The following is a 21,520-nucleotide window of genomic DNA, read 5'->3' as shown; positions in this document are numbered from 1 at the left end:
TCACGTAGCGCCTTCCCGAGAGTCTCGCCCGCGCTGTACGGCTGCGGCCTGTCCTTCTCACCGGTCGGTCGCCGCCCTGCGTCGGGCAGGGGTTTGGATGTTTATGCGGACCAAACCCTAGCCGACGCCTTCCGGGGGGTCGCGGGGAGGGGGGCATACGCGCCGCCCGTCACCCCGAAGGGAGGGGAAGGGGACACCCTGCCGCCCGAAAGTACCGCTCGCACGGGGGACTCGGCAGTCGGGCGGGTGTGCGGTGAGAGCTCGGTGGGTATAGAGGGCCCGGTCTTTCGCCCCTCCCCGTGGCGGAACCGCCGAGGGGGGACGGCCCCCTCGCCGCTCGGCGAGGAGGCCACGCCTTACCGTTGCCGTATGGCCTACTTTGACGCCGCGTCCGCCGCCCCGCTCCACCCCGTCGGCCGTCAGGCCCTGCTGGCCGCACTGGACGAGGGGTGGGCGGATCCCGCACGGCTGTACCGGGAGGGCAGGCGGGCCCGGCTGCTGCTGGACGCGGCGCGCGAGGCGGCCGCCGAGGCGGTGGAATGCCGCCCGGACGAGCTGGTGTTCACCCCGTCCGGCACCCGGGCGGTGCACTCCGGTGTCGAGGGGGCGCTGGCCGGGCGGCGACGCGTCGGATCGCACCTGATCGTGTCCGCGGTCGAACACTCGTCGGTCCTCCATGCGGCGGAAGTACACGAGGCCGGGGGCGGTTCGGTCACCGAGGTCGCGGTGGACCGTACGGGCGCCGTGGATCCCGCGGCGTACGCACGGGCCTTGCGGCCGGACACCGCGCTGGCCTGTCTCCAGTCGGCCAACCACGAGGTGGGGACCGTGCAGCCGGTGGCCGAGGTGGCCGAGGCGTGCCGGGCGGCCGGCGTACCGCTGCTGGTGGACGCGGCCCAGTCGCTGGGCTGGGGGCCGGTGGCGGGTGACTGGTCGCTGCTCACGGCGAGCGCCCACAAGTGGGGCGGTCCGTCGGGGGTCGGGCTGCTCGTGGTGCGCAAGGGGGTGCGGTTCGCTCCCCAGGGGCCGCTGGACGAGCGGGAGTCGGGGCGGGCGGCCGGGTTCGAGAACATCCCGGCGGTGGTGGCCGCGGCGGCGTCGCTGCGGGCGGTGCGCGCCGAGGCGGCCGAGGAGGCGGCCCGGCTGCGGGATCTGACGGAGCGGATCCGGACGCGGGTGCCGGCCTCGGTGCCGGACGTGGAGGTGGTCGGCGATCCGCAGCGGCGGCTGCCGGGGATCGTCACCTTCTCGTGTCTCTTCGTCGACGGGGAGACGGTGCTGCACGAGCTGGACCGCGCGGGCTTCTCCGTGTCGTCCGGTTCCTCGTGCACGAGCAGCACGCTCACCCCGAGCCATGTGCTGAGGGCGATGGGGGTGCTCAGCGAGGGCAACGTCCGGGTCTCGCTGCCGCCGGGGACGGAGTCCGAGGACGTCGAGCGGTTCCTGACCGTCCTGCCCCGGGTGGTGGCGGAGGTGCGGGAGAAGCTGGGGGCTCCGGTGGCGGCGGGGGCCGCGGAGCACACCGCCGGGGGAAGCGGCGCCCTGGTGGTGGACGCGCTGGGCCGGCGCTGCCCGATCCCGGTGATCGAGCTGGCCAAGGTGATCGGCGACGTGCCGGTGGGCGGCACGGTCCGGGTCCTCGCGGACGACGAGGCGGCCCGGCTGGACATCCCGGCGTGGTGCGAGATGCGCGGGCAGGAGTACGTGGGCGAGGAGCCGGCGGACCACGGCTCGGCCTATGTGGTCCGCCGGCTCTCCTGAGCGGGCGCTTGCCTCGGGCCGGAACCCGGGGGCGTCAGGCCAGGTGCTTCTGCACCTCGGCCGCGGGCTCGTCGCCGTAGGCCTGCGCGAAGCGCTCCATGAAGTGGGCGCGGCGCAGCTGGTACTCCTGGGTGCCGACGGTCTCGATGACCAGGGTGGCGAGCATGCAGCCGACCTGCGCGGCGCGCTCCAGTGAGACGCCCCAGGCCAGTCCGGACAGGAACCCGGAGCGGAAGGCGTCGCCCACACCGGTCGGGTCCGTCTTGCGCTCCTCCTGGGCGCAGCCGACCTCGACCGGGTCCTCACCGGCGCGTTCGATGCGTACGCCCCGGGCGCCGAGGGTGGTGACGCGGTGGCCGACCCTGGCGAGGATCTCGGCGTCGGTCCAGCCCGTCTTGGTCTCGATGAGCCCCTTCTCGTACTCGTTGGAGAAGAGGTAGGTCGCCCCGTCCAGCAGTATGCGGATCTCCTCCCCGTCCATCCGGGCGATCTGCTGGGAGAAGTCGGCGGCGAACGGGATGCCCCGCGAGCGGCACTCCTCGGTGTGCCGGAGCATGGCCTCCGGGTCGTCGGCGCCGATGGAGACCAGGTCGAGGCCGCCCACCCGGTCGGCGACGGTCTTCAGCTCGATCAGCCGGGCCTCGCTCATCGCGCCCGTGTAGAAGGAGCCGATCTGGTTGTGCTCGGCGTCCGTGGTGCACACGAAGCGGGCGGTGTGCAGCGTCTCCGAGATGCGGACGGACTCGGTGTCGACGCCGTGCCGGTCCAGCCAGGACCGGTACTCGTCGAAGTCGGGGCCCGCGGCGCCGACGAGGATCGGCCGGGTGCCGAGCTGGCCCATGCCGAAGGCGATGTTCGCGCCCACGCCGCCCCGGCGCACGTCGAGCTGGTCGACCAGGAAGGACAGCGAGACCGTGTGCAACTGGTCCGCGACGAGTTGGTCGGAGAAGCGCCCGGGGAACGTCATGAGGTGGTCGGTGGCGATGGAGCCGGTGACTGCGATGCGCACGGCGTGGACTCTCCTGAGCGAGGGGGATTGACACCCCACGCTACCGGGTGCGAGCCGTCCACTTGAAGCCGCCAAAACTACCCGATAGTAGATCTTTCTTCGTGACCTTCGACATGCGTACGGTGCCGCTATGACGAACCTCAAGGTCCACGCCCCCACGCAGGCCGACCTCGAAGGCGACCTGGAGTCGCTGCGCGGCGACTGCGCCCGGATGGCCTCCCGCTGGACGGCGCCGGACCACGGCGACACCCGGCCGGTGCCTCCGTCCCTGATCCACGGCGTGTCCGTGCCGTCGTCCTCGGCGCGGCTGCTGGACGCGATGTCGGATTACGGCGACTGAGCCGGGCCCTCGCCGGTCAGGATCACGGCTCCCGGGGAAACGGACGGGAACCGCGCGCTCCCCCGCTGCGTCCCATCGCTGTCCCCCGTGAAGGGGATACGGGATACGACCCACCAGCAGTCCCGGTGCGACCGGGAAGGGTCTTCAGGGACAGCTGTGCAGCCGAAGGAGCGATGCGGTGAACACCGAGCGGCCCGACAACGACGACGCCGAGGCGAGGGCCTCCGGCAGCGCGCGCGACACCGGGGGCGCTTCGGCCGACGGCCCGACGAAGGACGCCCCGGAGCAGCAGGCTCCGGACGACACCTCCGCATCCGGCTCCGCCACACCCGAGGCCGACGCCGAGGCCCCCGTCGAGGCCGACGCCGGGAAGGCGCCGGAGCCGTCGGCAGACGCCCCGGAGACCACCCGGGTAGGGGAAGCCGCCGCCACGCAGGCCGGCGGCGGCGAGGGCCCGGAGAACGGCCCCGCAAAGGCCCCCCGGCCCCAGGCCGGACAGCCGGAGTCCGAAGGCCCGGACTCCGGTGACGCGAAGGCCGGCACCGCCGGGCCACAGACCCCGGAGCCCGAGGGCACGAAGCCCCCGGAAAGCGAGCCCGAGGCGCCCTCGGCGGACGGCACGGACAGCCCGGCACCGGAAGCCGCGGAGGCGGAGGCGGGCAGCAGCGAGGAGCGGGCTCCGAAGAGCGAACCCTCGACGGCCGACCAGGATCAGGACGAGAACCCGGAGACCGGGGTCTCGGAGGCCGACGACGCGAAGACCGACGCCACGCGGGCCGGCGCCGCCGGGCCGTCGGTGCCGGACCCCGTGGACGCGAAGGCCCCGGAGGGCGAGCGCGAGGCATCCGGGAGCGCACCCGGTGAGACCCGTCCGGACCGGGACGGGCAGCCGGAGTCCGTGGGCGGCGGGGCCGGGGCGCCGGAAGGTGACGCAGGAGCGCCTGAGTCCGCCGCCCCGCAGGCGGCCGTCCGCCCGGAGTCCGGGGACGGCGCCGGTCGTGACGGAGACGGCGACGGCGGTGGGGCCGGACGGCGGCGGTCGCCGGTGCTGGTCGCGTCGGTGGCCGCGGCCGTGCTGCTGGTCGGGGGCGGCGGGGCCTACCTCGCCGCCGGTGCCGTCGGCGGGTCGGGCGGCGGTACGACTCCGGGGGCGAACGGGGACGCCACTCCCCCGCCCCTCACCCTCGACGCCTACGCCGAGGGCGGGCCGCACGGCATCGCACCCGGTGAGCCCAACCCGTACGGCGCCGCCTACCGCGCCGACGGCACCCTCCCCGACGGCCCCGACTCGGCGCCGGTCTACCGCGCCCGGGGGCAGATCACCGAGGCGCAGGTGGCCGACCTGGCGAAGGCCCTCGACGTCGGCGGCAAGCCGGTGGCGGAGGGCGACTCCTGGCGGATCGGCGGCAAGGACGGCAGCGGGCCCACCCTGCGGGTGGACCGGGACGCCCCCGGCACCTGGACGTTCAGCCGGTACGCGCCGGGCACCGACGACTGCAAGGGCGAGGCGTGCCGGACGCCCTCGGCCGACGACGCCCCGGCGGTGACCGAGGAGGCCGCGAGGAAGGCCGCCGCGCCCGTGCTGAAGGCGCTCGGCCAGGACGACGCGAAGCTCGACGCGAGCCAGGTCATGGGCGTCAAGCGGGTGGTGAACGCGGAACCCGAGGTCGGCGGGCTGCCGACGCACGGCTGGACGACCGGTGTGGTCGTCGGCGCCGGGGGTGAGGTGGTCGGCGGCAGCGGCCGGCTGTCGACGCCGGTGAAGGGCGACACGTATCCCGTGGTGAGCGCCGAGAAGGCGCTGGAGCTGATGAACACGACCCCGGGCGCCGGCGGCCGTACGGAGATCGGCGGCTGCGCCACTCCCGTACCGCTGGAGGGCGAGCAGCAGGAGCAGTCGGAGCCGTGTGTCACGGCGACGACCCTGCCGGCCACGGACACGGTCACCGTCGACGAGGCGGTGTTCGGGCTGGCCGCGCACTCGGTGGACGGGCGGCAGGCGCTCGTACCGTCCTGGCTGTTCGAGACGCGGTCGACGGCCTCGCAGGACGGCGGCACGGTGACCTACCCGGCGGTCGCCCCGGAGTACCTCGCCTCCGGGGCGCGGCCCGGGGAGTCCGGCACCGGGCGGCCCACGGGGCCGGGCGACGGCGACGAGCCGACCTCGGCGCCGTCCACGCGCGGTGTCCGGGTCGAGGGGTACACCGCCGAGGGCGGCGAGCTGACGGTGACCTTCACGGGCGGGGTGTGCGCCGACTACGAGGCGACGGCGAGCGAGCGCGGTGGCCGGGTCACCGTCACCGTGACCGAGACGCCCTGGCCGGACAAGGTGTGCATCCTGATCGCCAAGCAGTACCAGCAGACGGTGCGGCTCGACGCACCGCTGGGCGCCCGTGAGGTGGTGGACGCCGACGGCGAGCCGGTGCCGGTGCACAAGGACGGCGCGCGGCTGCCCACGGCGCCCTCCTCCGGCAGGACGCGATGAAGCGCTGAGGACGTTTGGACGGCACGAAGGCGGCGGCCCCGTCGGAGGGGGCCGCCGCCTTCGTCATGCGCCGTGCCGTGCCGGCCGGGAGGGGTCCCGGACGGGAAGGGGCCGGCTCAGCTGAAGGAGTCGCCGCAGGCGCAGGAGCCGGTGGCGTTCGGGTTGTCGATGGTGAAGCCCTGCTTCTCGATGGTGTCGACGAAGTCGATGGTGGCGCCGCCCAGGTACGGGGCGCTCATCCGGTCGGTGACGACCTTCACCCCGTCGAAGTCCTTCTCCACGTCGCCGTCGAGGGAACGCTCGTCGAAGAAGAGCTGGTAGCGCAGGCCGGAGCAGCCGCCGGGCTGGACGGCGACGCGCAGGGCGAGGTCGTCGCGGCCTTCCTGGTCGAGCAGCGCCTTGACCTTCGCCGCGGCGGCGTCGGTCACGATGATGCCGTCGGTGGCGGTGGTGGTCTCGTCCGATACGGACATCTACATCTCTCCCGGGTTGTACGGAGACTGCTTGCCGACGGTTGCAACCGGCGGGGCCGCGGATTCATTCCGGGCCGGGAGCTCGTTCTCTCGGCTCCGTCCTCATGCTCGCACACGCCCCGGCGGGCGGAAAACGGTCCGTGCGGCCCGCTTCGGAATCGTTCCGGCGGGGCTCCGGGAATGAACGGCGGGGCGCCGGGATTCACGTCACATGGACGCTATGGCCGTCGTCAAACTGACGTGAACCGGATATGATAGATAGCGTCAATTCGACGAGAAGTCGTCGAACCGGTGTCCCGCTTGTCCCGCCGGGCCGTGCTTCACGGGCCCGGCGAGCCGCAGAACAGAAAGGGTGCGTGTCGTGACCACCGCCCAGACCCAGGAGCTCGACGTACAGCCGACGCCCCTCGCCCTGCTGCTCCTCGGCCGAGAGGCCGACCCGAGGAGCGAGCGCGGTGTGGAGTGTCCCGGCGACCTGCCCTCGCCGTCCGACCCGGACCTGGTGGAACGCGCCCGCGCCGCCAAGGAGAAGCTCGGGGACAAGGTCTTCGTGCTCGGCCACCACTACCAGCGCGACGAGGTCATCCAGTTCGCCGACGTCACGGGCGACTCCTTCAAGCTGGCCCGGGACGCCGCCGCGCGTCCGGAGGCCGAGTACATCGTGTTCTGCGGCGTGCACTTCATGGCCGAGTCCGCCGACATCCTCACCGGCGACGACCAGAAGGTCGTCCTGCCGGACCTCGCGGCCGGCTGCTCCATGGCGGACATGGCCACCGCCGAGCAGGTCGCGGAGTGCTGGGACGTGCTGACCGAGGCCGGCACAGCCGACCGGGTCGTGCCCGTCTCCTACATGAACTCCTCCGCCGACATCAAGGCCTTCACCGGCAGGCACGGCGGCACCATCTGCACCTCCTCCAACGCCAAGCGCGCCCTCGACTGGGCCTTCGAGCAGGGGGAGCAGGTCCTCTTCCTCCCCGACCAGCACCTCGGCCGCAACACGGCGGTGCGGGACATGGGGATGTCCCTGGAGGACTGCGTCGTCTACAACCCGCACAAGCCGAACGGCGGGCTGACGGCGGAGGAGCTGCGGGCCGCGAAGATGATCCTGTGGCGGGGCCACTGCTCGGTGCACGGCCGCTTCAGCCTGGACTCGGTCAACGACGTGCGCGAGCGCATCCCGGGTGTCAACGTGCTGGTCCACCCCGAGTGCCGGCACGAGGTCGTGGCCGCGGCCGACCACGTCGGGTCGACCGAGTACATCATCAAGGCGCTGGAGGCGGCCCCGGCCGGCTCCAAGTGGGCCATCGGCACGGAGCTGAACCTGGTCCGCCGACTGGCGAACCGTTTCGCCCCCGAGGGCAAGGAGGTCGTCTTCCTCGACAAGACGGTCTGCTTCTGCTCCACCATGAACCGCATCGACCTCCCCCACCTGGTCTGGGCCCTGGAGTCCCTCGCCGAGGGCAAGCTGGTCAACCGCATCGAGGTGGACAAGGAGACCGAGGAGTACGCCAAGCTGGCCCTGGAGCGCATGCTGGCACTGCCGTAACCACGTCGACGACGGCGAAGGGCCTGCGCGGAACCGAGGTTCCGCGCAGGCCCTTCGCCGTACGGGCGGACCGGTCAGACCTGCGCCGGCTCCGGGTCGTCCGCGGACCCGGCGGACTCCTCCGCTCCCGCGTCGCCTTCGGGTACCGCGCCCTTCTTCGCCGCCCGCTTCTTCGCCCGGCGCTCCTTGCGGAGTTCCAGCATGGCGTAGAGGGTCGGGACCAGGAGCAGGGTGAGCAGGGTCGACGTGATCAGGCCGCCGATGACCACCACCGCGAGCGGCTGGGCGATGAAGCCGCCCTCGCCGGTGACACCGAGCGCCATCGGGAGCAGGGCGAAGATCGTCGCCAGGGCCGTCATCAGGATCGGGCGCAGCCGGTGACGGCCGCCCTCCAGTACGGCCTCGACGACGCCGTAGCCGCGGTCGCGGTACTGGTTGATCAGGTCGATCAGCACGATCGCGTTGGTCACCACGATGCCGATCAGCATCAGCATGCCGATCATGGCCGGGACGCCCATCGGGGTGTCCGTGACGAGCAGCAGGCCGAGCGCGCCGGTCGCCGCGAACGGGATGGACACCAGCAGGATCAGCGGCTGGGCGAGCGACCGGAAGGTGCCGACCAGCAGCATGAAGACGATCGCGATCGCGGCCAGCATGGCCAGGCCCAGGCTGGCGAACGCCTCGTCCTGGTCCTCGGACACACCGCCGATCTCGGCCGTAGCGCCCGCCGGGAGCTTCAGCGTGTTGATCTCGGTCTGGAGTTCCGCGCTGACCGCGCCGGTGTTGTCGCCGGTGGGCCGGGCGGTGACGGTGGCCGAGCGCTGACCGTCGATCCGGGTCATGGAGACCGGGCCGTCCACCAGCTCGACGGTGGCGATGTCACCCAGCTTCACCGGGCCGAGCGGCAGCTTCTTCAGCTCGGCCAGGGTGGTGGCCGGCCGCTCCGAGCGGATGACGACGTCCCGCTCGGTGTCGTCCAGCACCACCTTGGCGGCCGGGGTGCCCCGTACCGCCTGGGCGACGGCCGCGCCGAGCGTCCGGTCGTCGAAACCGGCCGCGGCGGCACGGGAGTCGGCCTTGACCGAGATGCGCGGCACGCTCTGCGACAGGTCGCTGGTGACGTCGGTGACGTCGTCCAGGGAGGCCACGGCCTCCTGCACCTGGTCGGCCGCCTTGCGCAGCACCTGCGGGTCGGCCGCCTTGACGACGACGCTCAGGTCCTGGTTGCCGAAGCCGTCGCCGGCCGCGACGGTGGTGGTGCCGATGCCGTCGAGGTCGGCGAGGCCCTTCTCGAGGTCGGCCCGCACGTCCTCGTGGGAGGCGGAGTCCTCCAGCATCACCTGGTACGTCGCCTGGTTGGTGTCCGTACCGCCGCCGAAGGCCGCCATGAAGCCGGACGAGCCGATGGTGACCTGGTGGTCCTTGACGTCCTCGGTCTCGCCGAGCAGCTTCTCGACCTTCTCGGCCTGGGCGTCGGTCGCCGCGAGGCTGGTGCCCGGCTCCAGCTCCTGACGGAGGGTGAGGACCTTCTGCTCGCCCTGGTCGAAGAAGTTGGTCTTGAGCAGCGGCGTCATGGCGAGCGTGGCGATCAGGACGACAACCGCGATGGCCAGGCTGGCCAGCCTGCGCCGGGTGGCGAAGCGCAGCACGGAGAGGTAGCCGCGCTGCAGGCGGCTCTTCGCCTCCTTCTCCTCGGCCAGCCGGCGGGCCTCCTCGGCGTCCTCGGGGGTGCCCTTCGGGGGCCGCAGGAACCAGTACGACAGGACGGGGACGACCGTCAGTGACACCAGCAGGGACGCCAGCAGCGCGGCGGTGACGGTGAGGCTGAAGGAGCCGAACAGCTCGCCGACCATGCCGCCGACCAGGCCGATCGGCAGGAAGACGGCGACGGTGGTGAGCGTCGCGGAGGTCACCGCGCCGGCCACCTCGCGCACCGCCTTCATGATCGCCTCGTGGCGCTCCTCGCCGTAGCCGAGGTGCCGCTTGATGTTCTCCAGGACGACGATGGAGTCGTCCACGACCCGGCCGATCGCGATGGTCAGCGCGCCCAGGGTCAGCATGTTCAGCGACAGGTCGCGCGTCCACAGCACGATCAGGGCGAGGACCACGGACAGCGGGATGGAGACCGCCGTGACCAGCGTCGAGCGGATCGAGGCGAGGAAGACCAGGATCACCAGGACCGCGAAGACGAGACCGAGCGCGCCCTCGGTGGTCAGGCCCTCGATGGCCTGGGACACCGCCGGGCCCTGGTCGCTGACGACGGTGAGTTCGGCGCCCGAGCCGAGGTCCTCGCGCAGGTCGGGCAGCAGGTCGGCGACGGCGTTCGAGATGGTGACCGCGCTGCCGTCGTGGTCCATGGTGACCACCACGGCGAGGCTGGGGCTGCCGTTGGTGCGGGTGAGGGAGGTGGCCGTGGCCTCCTGCTGTTCCACGTCGGCCACCGAACCGAGGCGGACCGGCTTGCCCTTGCCGGGCTCGCCGGTGACCATCAGGTCCTCGATCTGCTGGATCGAGGTGTAGCCGCCGCCCACCTGGACGGTGCGGTTGGCGCCGTCCTCGTCGAAGGAGCCGGCCGGGACGGTCGCGCCGCCCGCCTGCAGGGCCTGGGTCAGTGCCTGGGGCGTGAGACCGGCCTTGGCCAGCTTCGCGTCGTCGGGGGTGACGGTGACCTGGAGGTCCCGTACGCCGTCCACCATGACCTGGCCGACACCGTCGACGTCCTTCAGCGCGGGCACCACGGTCCGGTCGAGCTGGTCGGCGAGGGCCTGCTGGTCCTTGTCGGAGGTGACGGCGAGGACCACGGCCGGGATGTCGTCGGTGGAACCGGCGACGACCTGCGGATCCACGGCGTCGGGCAGCATCGCGCGGGCCCGGTTGACGGCCTGCTGGACGTCGGCGACGAGCTGCTCGGTGTCGTTGCCGTAGTCGAAGGACGCCATGATCACGGCGTTGCCCTCGCTGGCCTTCGAGGTGACGCCGGAGATGCCGTCGACGGCCTCCAGGTTGGCCTCGATGGGCTCGACGACCTGCTTCTCCACCACGTCGGGGGACGCGCCCTGGTACGGGGCCACCACGGAGACCATGGGCAGTTCGATGGTGGGCAGCAGCTGCTGCTTGAGCTGAGGGATCGCGATCGCCCCGAACACGAGCGCGATGATCGACATCAGTCCGATCAGCGCCCGTTGCGCGAGGCTGAATCTGGCCAGCCAGGACATGGGTGACGGGTCTCTCTTCCGTGAGCGGTCAGGGGTACGGGACGTACCTGGAGGGGGCAGGGTCGGGCGCGAAGGGGCGTCCGTTCTCCACACTGGGGCATCGGCGAGGGCCGATCCGTAGGCCCGAGGTCCTGTTCCTCGGGCAGCGGCTACTCCCGTCGCAGTACGCGCGGTGGCGTTCACTCCACCCTCGGACGGACCAGCCCCGACTCGTAGGCGGTCACCACCAACTGGGCCCGGTCGCGGGCACCGAGCTTGGCCATGGCCCGGTTGACGTGGGTCTTCACGGTCAGCGGGCTGACCTCCAGGCGTTCGGCGATCTCGTCGTTCGAGTGGCCGCCCGCCACCTGGACCAGCACTTCGCGCTCCCGCACGGTCAGCGAGTCGAGCCGCTGCGCGCGGGCCGGGTCGCGGTCGGCGTCGTCGGCGGTGCCCTCCTGGGCGAGGAAGCGGGCGATCAGGCCCTTGGTGGCGGCCGGGGACAGCAGTGCCTCCCCCTCGGCGGCGATCCGGATGGCGTTCAGGAGTTCTTCGGGTTCGGAGCCCTTGCCGAGGAAGCCGGAGGCGCCGGCCCGCAGCGACCGCACCACGTAGTCGTCGACCTCGAAGGTCGTCAGTATGACCACGCGGACCCCGTCGAGTTCGGGGTCGGCGCTGATCAGGCGGGTGGCCGCGAGGCCGTCGGTGCCGGGCATCCGGATGTCCATGAGGACGACGTCGGCGCGCTGTTCACGGGCGAGGCGGACCGCCTCGGCGCCGTCGGACGCCTCGCCCACCACCTCCATGTCCGGCTCGGAGTCGACGAGCACGCGGAACGCGCTGCGCAGCAGCGCCTGGTCGTCGGCGAGCAGGACTCGGATCGTCATACGGACTCCCCCCGGGGGCGCTGGTCACGGGCCGTCCTGGGCTGTGGACGTGCGGGGCTCGACGGGCAGGATCGCATGGACACGGAACCCGCCGCCGAAGCGGGGGCCGGTGGTGAGGGTGCCGCGCAGGGCGGTGACGCGTTCCCGCATGCCGAGCAGGCCGTGCCCGCCGCCGTGGCCGGCGCCGTGGCCGCCGGCGCCGGTGCCGTCGTCGAGGACGGTGATCTCGATGCGGGGGCCCACCCTGACGACGCTGACCTCCGCGTTCGCCTCGCTGCCGGCGTGCTTCTGGACGTTGGTGAGGGCCTCCTGGATGACCCGGTAGGCCGCCAGGTCGACGGCGGCGGGCAGCGCGGGGCCCTGGTCCTCGCGGGCGACCAGGACCCGCAGGCCGGCACTGCGGAAGGTACCGGCGAGTTCGTCGAGGCGGTCCAGGCCGGAGGTGGGCTCGGTGGGTGCCTCGGGGTCGTCGGACTGACGCAGCAGACCGACGGTGGCGCGCAGTTCGCCCAGCGCCGAGCGGCTGGCCTCCCGTACGTGGGCGAGGGCCTCCTTGGCCTGGTCGGGCCGCTTGTCCATGACATGGGCGGCGACCCCGGCCTGGACGTTGACCAGGGCGATGTGGTGGGCGACCACGTCGTGCAGGTCGCGGGCGATGCGCAGGCGTTCCTCGGCGACGCGGCGGCGGGCCTCCTCCTCACGGGTGCGTTCGGCCCGCTCGGCGCGTTCCCGGATGGCCTGGACGAAGGCGCGGCGGCTGCGGACGGCGTCCCCGGCGGTGGCGCCGATCCCGGTCCAGGCGAGGAGCCCCAGGTTCTCCTGGGCGTACCACGGCAGCGGGCCGGCGATCACGGCGGCGCCGGTGAGGACGGTCATGGTGAGCAGGCCGACCCGCCAGGTGGTGGGGCGGTCGGTGGTGGAGGCGACGGTGTAGAGCGCGACGACCGCGCACATCGCGACCGGGGCGCGGGGATCGCCGGTGACGGATTCGACCACGGAGGCGGCGCCGGTGAGGGCGAGGACCGCGCGGGGGACGCGTCGCCGGAGGACCAGCGCGGCGGCGCCGAGGGCCATGAGGGCCAGGCTGAGCGGGTCGGGGGTGCGCAGCTCCCAGGTGACGCCGTGCGGTCCGTGCGGGTCCACGAAGGATCCGGCCACCATGCACACCAGGACGCCCGCGGCCAGGGCGGCGTCCAGGGCGAAGGGATGGGCGCGCAGCCGGCCCCGGGCGCGCTGGATGGTACTCACGACCGTTCACCGTACGGCGTCCCGGGCGCCGCCGTGACGTCCGGTACGGCGCGCGGTGCGCGGGCCGGTGGTGGGCCGCCCGTGAGGAGCCCGGCAGGCCCGGGGTTCCCGGGCCCGGGGTTCACGGGCCCGGGATCAGTCCGTCGTCGCTGAGCAGCTCCCGGACCTCCTCGATGGTGGCGTCCGGGGAGGGCAGGATGAGGTCGGAGGGTTCCAGCGCGTCGTCCGGCAGCGGTTCGCCGAGTTCGTGGACCCTGGAGAGCAGGGCGGTGAGGGTGCGGCGGAAACCGGGGCCGTCACCGGTCTCCATCTCGGTGAGGAGTTCCTCGTCCAGTTTGTTCAACTCGGCGAGGTGGCTCTCGGCCAGAGCCACCTGCCCCTCCCCCATGATCCGTACGATCATGTCGGCCTCCTGGGTCCCGGCGAGGACCTCGGTCGTCGGCACGGCTTCCCGTGCGGCGGTCACTGCTTGTCGAACCGCGGGGTGTCCTGCGGCTGCTGGGCCTGGGACTGCTCGCTGCCGCCCTCGATGGCCTGCTGCCCGGCGGAGGGGCCTCCCGCCAGCTCGGCCTTCATGCGCTGCAGCTCCAGTTCCACGTCCGTACCACCCGAGAGCCGGTCCAACTCGGCCTGGATGTCGTCCTTGTGCATGCCGGACTGGTCGTCCAGGACGCCGGAGGCGAGCAGCTCGTCGATGGCGCCGGCCCGCGCCTGGAGCTGGGCGGTCTTGTCCTCGGCACGCTGGATCGCCAGCCCGACGTCGCCCATCTCCTCGGAGATGCCGGAGAAGGCCTCGCCGATCCGGGTCTGCGCCTGGGCCGCCGTGTACGTGGCCTTGATGGTCTCCTTCTTGGTGCGGAAGGCGTCGACCTTGGCCTGGAGCCGCTGGGCCGCGAGGGTGAGCTTCTCCTCCTCGCCCTGGAGCGTGGCGTGCTGCGTCTCCAGATCGGTCACCTGCTGCTGGAGGGCGGCACGGCGGGAGAGCGCCTCTCGGGCCAGGTCCTCCCGGCCCAGCGCGAGCGCCTTGCGCCCCTGGTCCTCCAGCTTGCCCGACTGGGACTGGAGCTGGTTGAGCTGGAGCTCCAGGCGCTTGCGGCTGGTCGCCACGTCGGCGACACCGCGCCGGACCTTCTGGAGCAGCTCCAGCTGCTTCTGGTACGAGTAATCGAGGGTCTCGCGCGGATCCTCGGCCCGGTCAAGGGCCTTGTTCGCCTTCGCGCGGAAGATCATCCCCATACGCTTCATGACACCGCTCATGGGCTTCGCGCGCCCCCTTCTGACGGACTCCGGCTCACAGCTCTGCGACAGAACCCACAGTACGGGCCCCGCATCCATTACCGCACTGTTCGGGGACGGATGTGCTCATCCCCAAGGACGACTGAGTGGCCGCCCGCTCCGGCCCAGGGAGTAGGTGACCCCCGGGGCGGACGGGACAACACACCCCAAGACGTGCGCAACGCCCCCTCTGTCCTTCTACGGACGACTGGTGTTGCCGGATCGTTCCCCCCCGGGACTGGGGTCCAACCCCGCGGACCCCGTACCCTTGGGTTTTGTGTTCCGTAGCCGTGCCAAGGAAGAGAAGGCCCACGCCGACAAGGCGGCGGTGACCGACTCCAAGCAGACCCGCCACCCGGAGGCCCCCAAGGGCCGTCCCACGCCCAAGCGCAGCGTGGCCCAGACCCAGCGTCGCAGCGTGGCCAACACGTCGATGACGCGCAAGGAGGCGAGCAAGCGGCAGCGTGACGAGCGCCGAGCCGCGATGGAGCGTCAGCGCCAGGCGCTGGCCAGTGGCGACGAGCGTTACCTGCCCGCCCGTGACAAGGGGCCGGTGCGCCGCTTCGCGCGCGACTTCATCGACTCGCGGTTCCACATCGCGGAGTACTTCCTGCCGATGGCCGTGGTCATCCTGGTGCTGAGCATGGTCCGGGTCCCCCAGCTGCAGAACATCGCGCTGCTGCTGTGGCTGCTCGTGATCGTGACGATCGTGCTCGACTCCGTCGTGACCGGCTTCCGGCTGAAGAAGCGGCTGGCCGAGCGCTTCCCCACCGACAACCGGCGCGGTGCCGTCGCCTACGCCCTGATGCGTTCGCTCCAGATGCGCCGGCTGCGGCTGCCCAAGCCCCAGGTCAAGCGCGGAGAGCAGCCCTGAGCACCCTGCCGTTCGCCGAGGGCCAGGCGCCCTCGGCGGGCCCGGCACGGCCCGCGGTACCCGCGCCGGCCTCGCCGGTCGGAACCGGCGGACCGGGCGGGCCCGGTGGTTTGCGGGAGGTCGTACGGCTGGAGCTGGTGGCCCGCCAGCTGGACGAGCAGATAGTGGGGCGGTTCCCGGTCGGGCGGCGGCTGCGCGTGCTCGACGTCGGCATGGGCCGGGGCTCACAGGCACTGCGGCTGGCACGGGCCGGTCACTCGGTGACCGGTCTCGAGCGGGACGCGGAGATGCTCGCCGCCGCGCGTGCGGCGCTCGCCCGGGAGCCGGAGGGCATCCGGGAGCGGATGCAGGTCGTCGAGGGCGACGGCCGGGACACCGGTGTGCACTTCCTGCCGGGCAGCTTCGACGTGGTGCTCTGCCACGGCGTGCTCATGCACGTGGCGGAGCCGGACCCGCTGGTGGCGGGGCTGGCCCGGATGCTCGCCCCCGGCGGACTGCTGTCGCTGCTGGTGCGCAACGGTGACGCACCCGCGATGCGGTCCGGCCTGCGTGGCGACTGGGCCGGCACGCTGACCGCGTTCGACGCGACCTGCCACATGGACGAGGAGTCGGGGCTCGAAATACGGGCCGACCGGCTGAAGAAGCTGACGGCGACGCTCGCCGGGCTCGGGGCGCCGCTGCACACCTGGTACGGCGTGCGGGTCTTCACGGACACGGCGGCGGACGACACGCGCGCCCCCGGCGTCCTTGACGACCTGGCGGTCCTCCTGGAGGTCGAGGAGCGGGCCGGTCGGACGGACCCCTACCGCGGGGTGGCGTCGCTGCTGCACCTGTGCGGTGTACGGGGCTGACGCGCGGGCGCGGCCGGACGGGCCCGAAGCGGGCGAGGGCCGGAGCCCTCGCCCATGAAATCGGGCCTCGGCTCTCAGACCTCGGTGCTCGCCTGGTCCGCGTGGAGACTCATCGGCCCGTAGATCTCCGTGGTGTCCTCCAGCAGCCGCACCTGGTCGGCGCCGCCCTCCAGCAGGGCCTTCCAGTTCTCCCCGATCCAGGACTCGGCGTCCCCCTGCGTGGTGAACTCCTCCGGCTGCACCGCGGGCTCGACCTGCGTCCCGTCGGCCTTCTCGAACCGCCACGTCCATGCCGCCATGTACGCCTCCGTGGGTGTCAGCACACTGCACAACAGGAGCCGGATCTTGGTCCGGCTCGGGCAAGAGCCTAGGGCAGGACACGGGGGCCGTGCGATGGATCATGCGGGGTGGCTGCCCGGTCGGGCGCGCAGGAGCCGTGGAGACGGGTGAAAATCGGGTCCGTGGAACTCACTCTGCTCGGTACCGGTGCCCCGGCGGGGCTGCCCCGCCCCGACTGTCCCTGCGCCGCCTGCGCGTCCGCCGCCGGCCCGCACGCGCGCGCGGCGACCGCGCTGCTGGTGGACGGCTCGCTGCTGCTCGACCTCATGCCGGGCGTGGCGTTCGCGGCGGCCCGCGCGGGGCACTCGCTCGGCGGTGTGCGCCAGGTGCTGCTCTCCCATCCGCACGACGGGCCCGCGGTCGAGGTGCCGGCCGGTCTGCCGCAGCCCGGCCGGGTGCCGGACGGGCGGGAGCTGGCGCTGCTGACGGGCCACAGGGTGCGGGCGGTGGCGCTGGACTCGCCGGGCACCGGGTACGCGGTGACCGGCCCGGACGGGCAGCGGCTGCTGTATCTGCCGCCGGGCGCGGCGCCGGCCGGTCTCGAGGAGCCGGCCGAACCGTACGCCATGGTGCTGCTGGACGTCGTGGGGCGCCCCGACGCGCTGGCGCGGTTGCGGGCGGTGGGCGCGGTCGGGCCGACGACGGACGTCGTCGCCGTGCACCTGGACCACGACGTGCCGCCCGGCGCGGAGGCGCGCCGTCGGCTCGCGGCGGCCGGGGCGCGCGCCGTGCCGGACGGCACCACGCTGGAGGTGGGCGCCTACGAGGACGTGCCCGATCTGCCGCGGCGGACGCTGGTGCTGGGAGGGGCCCGGTCGGGCAAGTCGGTGGAGGCCGAGCGCCGGCTGGAGACGCTCCCGGAGGTGCTGTACGTGGCGACCGGCGGGTCCCGCAACGGGGACACCGAGTGGGCGGCCCGGGTGTCGGCCCATCAGGAGCGGCGGCCCGGGTCGTGGCGGACCGTCGAGACCTGTGATCTGGTGCCGCTGCTGGAGGACGACGGGCCGCCGCTGCTGGTGGACTGTCTGTCGCTGTGGCTGACGGACGCGATGGACTCCGTCGGGGCGTGGGACGACGCCGAGTGGGCCGACGGCGGGGAACGGGCGCTCAGGGAGCGGGTGCGTGAGCTGACGGACGCGGTGCGCGCGACCCGGCGGACCGTGGTCGCGGTCTCCAACGAGGTGGGCTCGGGCATCGTGCCCGCCACCGCGTCCGGCCGCCGTTACCGGGACGAACTCGGGCGGCTGAACGCGGCGTTCGCGCAGGAGTGCGAGCAGGTGCTGCTGGTGGTGGCGGGGCAGGCGCTGGTGCTGAAGGGGTGAGCGGGCGGGCCGGGTCAGCCCATCGGCTTTCTCGCGATGATCCGGTACGCGTTGGCGAACGGGGTGTGCCGCAGCAGCGGGGCCAGTGCTAGGTCCGTGATCGCCGCGGCGGCCACCACCGGGGTGCCCGCGCGCAGCAGGACGGTGCGCGCATGCCGCTGGAACGGGGTCGGCGGGATGGCGCGCCAGGGGGCGTCCGGGGCGGGCAGGGCGTGGGAGAGGGCCAGCGCGGTGGCACCGGCCAGGTCGTACGGAACGTGCACCGCGCGGTGCCCGGAGCCGGATCCGAACGGGGCCCTGGACCTGGTGGTGGCGATCTCGCAGCCGAGTCGCTCCAGTTCGGCGCGGAGGTTGCGCGGCGGGAGCAGGTGCAGTCGGCGGGGCTGGTCGTAGGAGAGCCACCACCGGCCGAACAGGGCGGCGAACGCGCTGCGGGGGTCCAGGGTCTCGATGAGCAGATGGCCGCCGGGGCGCAGGGCGTCGAGGGCGGCGTGGAGTTCCGCCCTCGGGTCGGTGGTGTGTTCGAGGTGGTGCAGCATGCTGACCACGTCGTAGCGACCCGCCACCCGGGCCCGCAGCCGCGGGGACGTCAGCGGGCCGATGTGGGCCTCCTCGACCCGGCCAAGGGCGCGGGCGCGTTCGACGCGCGGGGTGAGGTCGGTGCCGTCGAACGCGGTGTACGGGAAGAACTCCCGCGCGGTGTCCGGGAAGCGGGCGTGGCCGGTGCCGACGTCCAGCCAGCTCTCCGGTTCGCCGAAGCGCAGCATCGTACGGGCCGTGGCACGGCGGCGGCGCGGGGCGTCGCGCAGCGCGAGGACGGCGTCGGTGACGGCGTCCCGGGGGGCCCCGCGCAGCACCCGCCGGTGGAAGGCGAGGCCCTCGGCGGTGAGGCAGGGGTTCTGGAAGGTGTGCCCGCAGTCCCGGCAGGCGTCGACGGTGAACCGGCCCGGCCGGTGCCGCCGCAGGTCGCCGGTGCGCAGCCGGTTGCGCAGCCGTGCCGAGCCGCACCAGGGGCAGTCGGCGCGGCGCGGCTCGTGCACCCGCGCGGAGGCCTGCTGGGCGGGTACGACAACGGCGCCGGCGCCGGGCACGGCGGCCGACGGGGAGGCGATGGGTGCGTCGGGCACGGACATGGGCGGCTCCCGGTGGGTCGGACGAGCGGGCGAGTAAGGCGAGCAGGACGAGCAGGACGAGCAGGGGGGACGCAGGGGCGGGCGAGCGGAACGTCACCACACATGGATGACATTCCCTTGCAAAACGTTACGGATCGGATGGCCGTCCGAGGCGTAACGACGTCGGGGTGGCGTCACCCGGCGGGCGGGAGATCATCGACGGGACCTGGGACTCCGTGGTGCTCGATCCGGGCCGGTACTGTTCGGCGAATGAGCTCGCTTAATCTCGACGACTTCACCGATCTGATCGAGCGTCCGGACGGCGGGGTGCGCCGTGACGCGGAGGCGCGCCGTGAGCGCCGGGTCGTGCCGCCCGGGTCGCTGGGCCGCCTCGACGAACTGGGCGAGTGGCTGGCCGCCGCGCAGTCCGTGGTGCCGGTGCGGCCGGTCGAACGGCCGCGGGTCGTCCTCTTCGCCGGTGACCACAAGATCGCCGAACTGGGCGTCTCGTCGCGGGCACCGGGCAGCGCCGGGGAGCTGGTGCGCGAGGTGCTGGAGGGCGGCCGTCCGGTCTCCGTGCTGGCCCGGCGGCTCGGGGTGCCGGTGCGGGTGGTCGACATGGCCCTGGACTGCGATCCGGAGACCCTGCCCGAGGACGTCGTACGGCACAGGGTGCGGCGCGGCGGCGGGCGCATCGACATCGAGGACGCGCTGACCCTCGAGGAGGCCGAGGCGGCGTTCCGGGCCGGGGTCGCGGTGGCCGACGAGGAGGCCGACTCCGGTACGGATCTGGTGGTGCTCGGCGATGTGAGCGTGGGCGGCACCACGGCGGCGGGTGTGCTGGTGGGCGCGCTGTGCGGGACGGACGCGTCCGTGGTCACCGGGCGCGGCGGGCTGGCCATCGACGACCTGGCCTGGATGCGCAAGTGCGCGGCGATCCGCGACGCGCTGCGGCGGGCCCGGCCCGTGCTCGGCGACCAGTTGCGGCTGCTGGCGACGGTGGGCGGGGCCGATCTCACCGCGATGACGGGCTTCCTGCTCCAGGCCGCCGTACGGAAGATGCCGGTGGTGCTCGACGGCGTCGTGACGGCGGCGTGCGCGCTGGTGGGGCAGCGGATCGCGTTCCGGGCGCCGGACTGGTGGCTGGCCGCGCACGACAGCGGGGAGCCGGGGCAGGCGAAGGCACTGGACCGGATGGCGCTGGAGCCGCTCCTCGCCCACGGGGTCACCGTCGGGGAGGGCACGGGTGGTCTGCTGGCCCTTCCCCTGGTGCAGGCGGCGGCGGCGCTGGCGGCGGAGCTCCCTGAGAAGCCGGAGAAGCCGGAGAAGCCGGAGTGACCGGGGGCGCCCGCCCTTTTCCTCGCTCCCGCCGCCCCTTCCCTTCCCGTCCCCCAGGGGCGCTGCCCCCTTGACCCCGACGTGCGGGTCGGCGGGTGGTCGCTCGCGCGGTTCCCCGCGCCCCTTTCAGGGGCGGGGTGGGTCCGGTTTGCCGCCGAGCCAGTCGTCGAAGGCCCGGCGGGGGCCGGACCAGCGGCGGTCGTGGTGGTAGGCCCGCAGGAGGGCCTTGGCCCGGGCGCGGTGCCTGTGCCGGTAGAAGCGTCTGGCCCACGGGGAGCCGGGGCGGGCCAGGCGCAGCGAGCCGATCAGGGCGACGAGGGGCACGATCACGCCGAAGACGGCGGTCCTGGCCTTGCCCTTGCTCAGGGCGATCAGGGAGAAGAGGAAGTTGACCGCCACGTTCAGGGCGACGCTCGCTCGGTCCTGGAGTTCGTCCGGGGAGACGTCGTTGACGCCGAACGGCGAGAACCCGGCCAGCAGCAGCCCGACCAGGGAGGCGGTGATGACGACCACCTCGACGCTCTGGCGGCCGGCCTCGGTCCAGTAGACGTCCTGGAGGTGCAGGATCAGCGCGAACTCGTCCAGGACCAGGCCGGCGCCGATGCCGAAGACGACCGCGCTGAGCGCCGCACCGAAGCCGTGCCGGCCGCTCGCCACCGCGCCGAAGCCGCCGACGACGGTGAGGATCACGCCGGGCACGACGTGGTGGATGTGCACACCGCCCGCCTCGACGTTGCCGAAGGGGCCCTTGCCGGCCCGGATCAGCCGGGTGACGACCCGGGTGATCACGAAGGTGAGGACGAAGGCGGTGAGGGCGAGGAGCAGCGGCAGCTTGCCCGGTTCGACGATGTTCCGCTGCAACCAATGCCCCATGAGCGCACTTTATCCATGGCCGCCGGGGGCGCCCTGCTGACCGCCGGGTAATCTGCGCCGGTGCCCGCGCCCTTCCCGACCTCGCTGGCCGACGGCCTCCGTTTCGCCTTCGGCACCCTCACCGTGTTCCCCGTCGAGGTGACCCGCTGGGACCGCCCGGCCGCACGCGGCGGCATGCTGTGCGCCCCGCTGGCCGGGCTGGCGGTCGGTGCCGTGACCGCCGCCTGCGGACTGCTGCTGCTGTTCCTCGGGGCGGGCGCGCCGCTCGCCGCCGTCGCCACCGTCGCCGTGCCCGCCGCGCTCACGCGCGGGCTGCATCTCGACGGGCTCGCCGACGTCGCGGACGGGCTCGGCAGCGGAAAGCCGGCCGAGGACGCGCTGCGGATCATGAAGCAGTCGGACATCGGGCCGTTCGGCGTGCTCACCCTCGTCCTCGTGCTGCTGGCGCAGGTGGCCGCGCTGACCCAGGCATACGGCGACTCCTGGGCCCGGGGCGCGCTCGCCGCCGTGGTCGCGGCGGTCACGGCCCGGCTCGTCCTCACCCTCGCCGCCCGCGCCGGGGTGCCGCCCGCCCGGCCCGGGGGGCTGGGGGC

General features: G+C 73.3%; 18 protein-coding genes and 1 pseudogene. 9 read left to right on the top strand and 10 right to left on the bottom strand.

The genetic code is table 11. The annotated features are described in order from the left end of the window. Positions 1–369: 369 nt before the first annotated feature. Entirely contained in the window at positions 370–1,761 is a 1,392-nt protein-coding gene (locus JL475_RS22365) for a cysteine desulfurase/sulfurtransferase TusA family protein (RefSeq protein ID WP_202279601.1), read from the top strand. Between the two features lie 34 nt (positions 1,762–1,795). On the opposite strand, the gene JL475_RS22360 is transcribed toward JL475_RS22365, so the two are convergent. Next, on the bottom strand, positions 1,796–2,770 hold the full coding sequence (locus JL475_RS22360; RefSeq protein WP_202279600.1) for a carbohydrate kinase family protein: 975 nt from the start codon (positions 2,768–2,770) through the stop codon (positions 1,796–1,798). Positions 2,771–2,900: 130 nt separating this feature from the next. Between JL475_RS22360 and JL475_RS22355 the strand changes: the two genes are divergently transcribed. Continuing rightward, complete coding sequence (locus tag JL475_RS22355; protein ID WP_202279599.1) at positions 2,901–3,110, top strand: hypothetical protein; 210 nt, start codon at positions 2,901–2,903, stop codon at positions 3,108–3,110. Positions 3,111–3,918: 808 nt separating this feature from the next. Next, positions 3,919–5,595 (top strand): hypothetical protein, encoded by a 1,677-nt coding sequence (locus JL475_RS22350; protein ID WP_307825128.1) that lies wholly within the window; start codon positions 3,919–3,921, stop codon positions 5,593–5,595. A gap of 116 nt (positions 5,596–5,711) precedes the next feature. On the opposite strand, the gene JL475_RS22345 is transcribed toward JL475_RS22350, so the two are convergent. After that, positions 5,712–6,068, bottom strand: a complete 357-nt coding sequence (locus tag JL475_RS22345; RefSeq protein WP_109377461.1) for an iron-sulfur cluster assembly accessory protein — start codon at positions 6,066–6,068, stop codon at positions 5,712–5,714. Between the two features lie 361 nt (positions 6,069–6,429). On the opposite strand from JL475_RS22345, the gene nadA reads away from it, so the two are divergent. After that, positions 6,430–7,614 carry a quinolinate synthase NadA gene (nadA, locus tag JL475_RS22340; RefSeq protein ID WP_202279598.1) on the top strand — a complete coding sequence of 395 codons (1,185 nt, stop codon included), beginning with the start codon at positions 6,430–6,432 and terminating at the stop codon, positions 7,612–7,614. A gap of 74 nt (positions 7,615–7,688) precedes the next feature. Here the strand turns inward: nadA and JL475_RS22335 are convergent, their stop codons facing one another. The 5 genes from JL475_RS22335 to JL475_RS22315 all read right to left on the bottom strand — a co-directional run bounded on the left by JL475_RS22335 (position 7,689) and on the right by JL475_RS22315 (position 14,200). Continuing rightward, entirely contained in the window at positions 7,689–10,829 is a 3,141-nt protein-coding gene (locus tag JL475_RS22335; protein WP_202279597.1) for an efflux RND transporter permease subunit, read from the bottom strand. A 179-nt stretch (positions 10,830–11,008) separates the two neighbouring features. Continuing rightward, the gene (locus JL475_RS22330; protein WP_202279596.1) at positions 11,009–11,695 is read right to left on the bottom strand and encodes a response regulator transcription factor; all 687 of its coding nucleotides are present in this window, start codon (positions 11,693–11,695) and stop codon (positions 11,009–11,011) included. Positions 11,696–11,719: 24 nt separating this feature from the next. Next, positions 11,720–12,943 (bottom strand): sensor histidine kinase, encoded by a 1,224-nt coding sequence (locus tag JL475_RS22325; RefSeq protein WP_202279595.1) that lies wholly within the window; start codon positions 12,941–12,943, stop codon positions 11,720–11,722. A 121-nt stretch (positions 12,944–13,064) separates the two neighbouring features. Next, positions 13,065–13,346 (bottom strand): hypothetical protein, encoded by a 282-nt coding sequence (locus JL475_RS22320; RefSeq protein ID WP_109377634.1) that lies wholly within the window; start codon positions 13,344–13,346, stop codon positions 13,065–13,067. Between the two features lie 59 nt (positions 13,347–13,405). Further along, positions 13,406–14,200, bottom strand: coding sequence for a PspA/IM30 family protein (locus tag JL475_RS22315; protein WP_202279594.1), 795 nt, complete (start codon positions 14,198–14,200; stop codon positions 13,406–13,408). Positions 14,201–14,392: 192 nt separating this feature from the next. On the opposite strand from JL475_RS22315, the pseudogene JL475_RS22310 reads away from it, so the two are divergent. Further along, positions 14,393–15,092, top strand: a pseudogene (locus JL475_RS22310) (DUF3043 domain-containing protein). Between the two features lie 137 nt (positions 15,093–15,229). Next, positions 15,230–15,943: a bifunctional 2-polyprenyl-6-hydroxyphenol methylase/3-demethylubiquinol 3-O-methyltransferase UbiG gene (locus JL475_RS22305; RefSeq protein WP_202279658.1), complete on the top strand. Its 714-nt coding sequence runs from the start codon at positions 15,230–15,232 to the stop codon at positions 15,941–15,943. 74 nt (positions 15,944–16,017) lie between these two features. On the opposite strand, the gene JL475_RS22300 is transcribed toward JL475_RS22305, so the two are convergent. Continuing rightward, complete coding sequence (locus JL475_RS22300) at positions 16,018–16,242, bottom strand: hypothetical protein (RefSeq protein ID WP_202279593.1); 225 nt, start codon at positions 16,240–16,242, stop codon at positions 16,018–16,020. A gap of 162 nt (positions 16,243–16,404) precedes the next feature. On the opposite strand from JL475_RS22300, the gene JL475_RS22295 reads away from it, so the two are divergent. Continuing rightward, entirely contained in the window at positions 16,405–17,604 is a 1,200-nt protein-coding gene (locus JL475_RS22295) for a bifunctional adenosylcobinamide kinase/adenosylcobinamide-phosphate guanylyltransferase (protein WP_202279592.1), read from the top strand. A 14-nt stretch (positions 17,605–17,618) separates the two neighbouring features. Here JL475_RS22295 and JL475_RS22290 read toward each other — a convergent pair whose 3' ends face one another. Then, positions 17,619–18,737 carry a class I SAM-dependent methyltransferase gene (locus JL475_RS22290; protein ID WP_202279591.1) on the bottom strand — a complete coding sequence of 373 codons (1,119 nt, stop codon included), beginning with the start codon at positions 18,735–18,737 and terminating at the stop codon, positions 17,619–17,621. 249 nt (positions 18,738–18,986) lie between these two features. Here JL475_RS22290 and cobT point away from each other — a divergent pair, with 249 nt between their 5' ends. Beyond that, positions 18,987–20,054, top strand: coding sequence for a nicotinate-nucleotide--dimethylbenzimidazole phosphoribosyltransferase (cobT, locus tag JL475_RS22285; RefSeq protein WP_202279590.1), 1,068 nt, complete (start codon positions 18,987–18,989; stop codon positions 20,052–20,054). Positions 20,055–20,180: 126 nt separating this feature from the next. Here cobT and JL475_RS22280 read toward each other — a convergent pair whose 3' ends face one another. After that, a complete protein-coding gene (locus JL475_RS22280) occupies positions 20,181–20,927 on the bottom strand; it encodes a hypothetical protein (protein WP_202279589.1) in 747 nt (248 codons plus the stop codon). Positions 20,928–20,987: 60 nt separating this feature from the next. Here JL475_RS22280 and JL475_RS22275 point away from each other — a divergent pair. Continuing rightward, on the top strand, positions 20,988–21,520 hold a 533-nt coding region (locus JL475_RS22275; protein WP_202279588.1), incomplete at its 3' end, for an adenosylcobinamide-GDP ribazoletransferase.

The sequence above is a fragment of the Streptomyces sp. M2CJ-2 genome, assembly GCF_016757295.1.
GTDB lineage: Bacteria > Actinomycetota > Actinomycetes > Streptomycetales > Streptomycetaceae > Streptomyces.
This window is presented reverse-complemented; position numbering and strand designations above follow the sequence as displayed.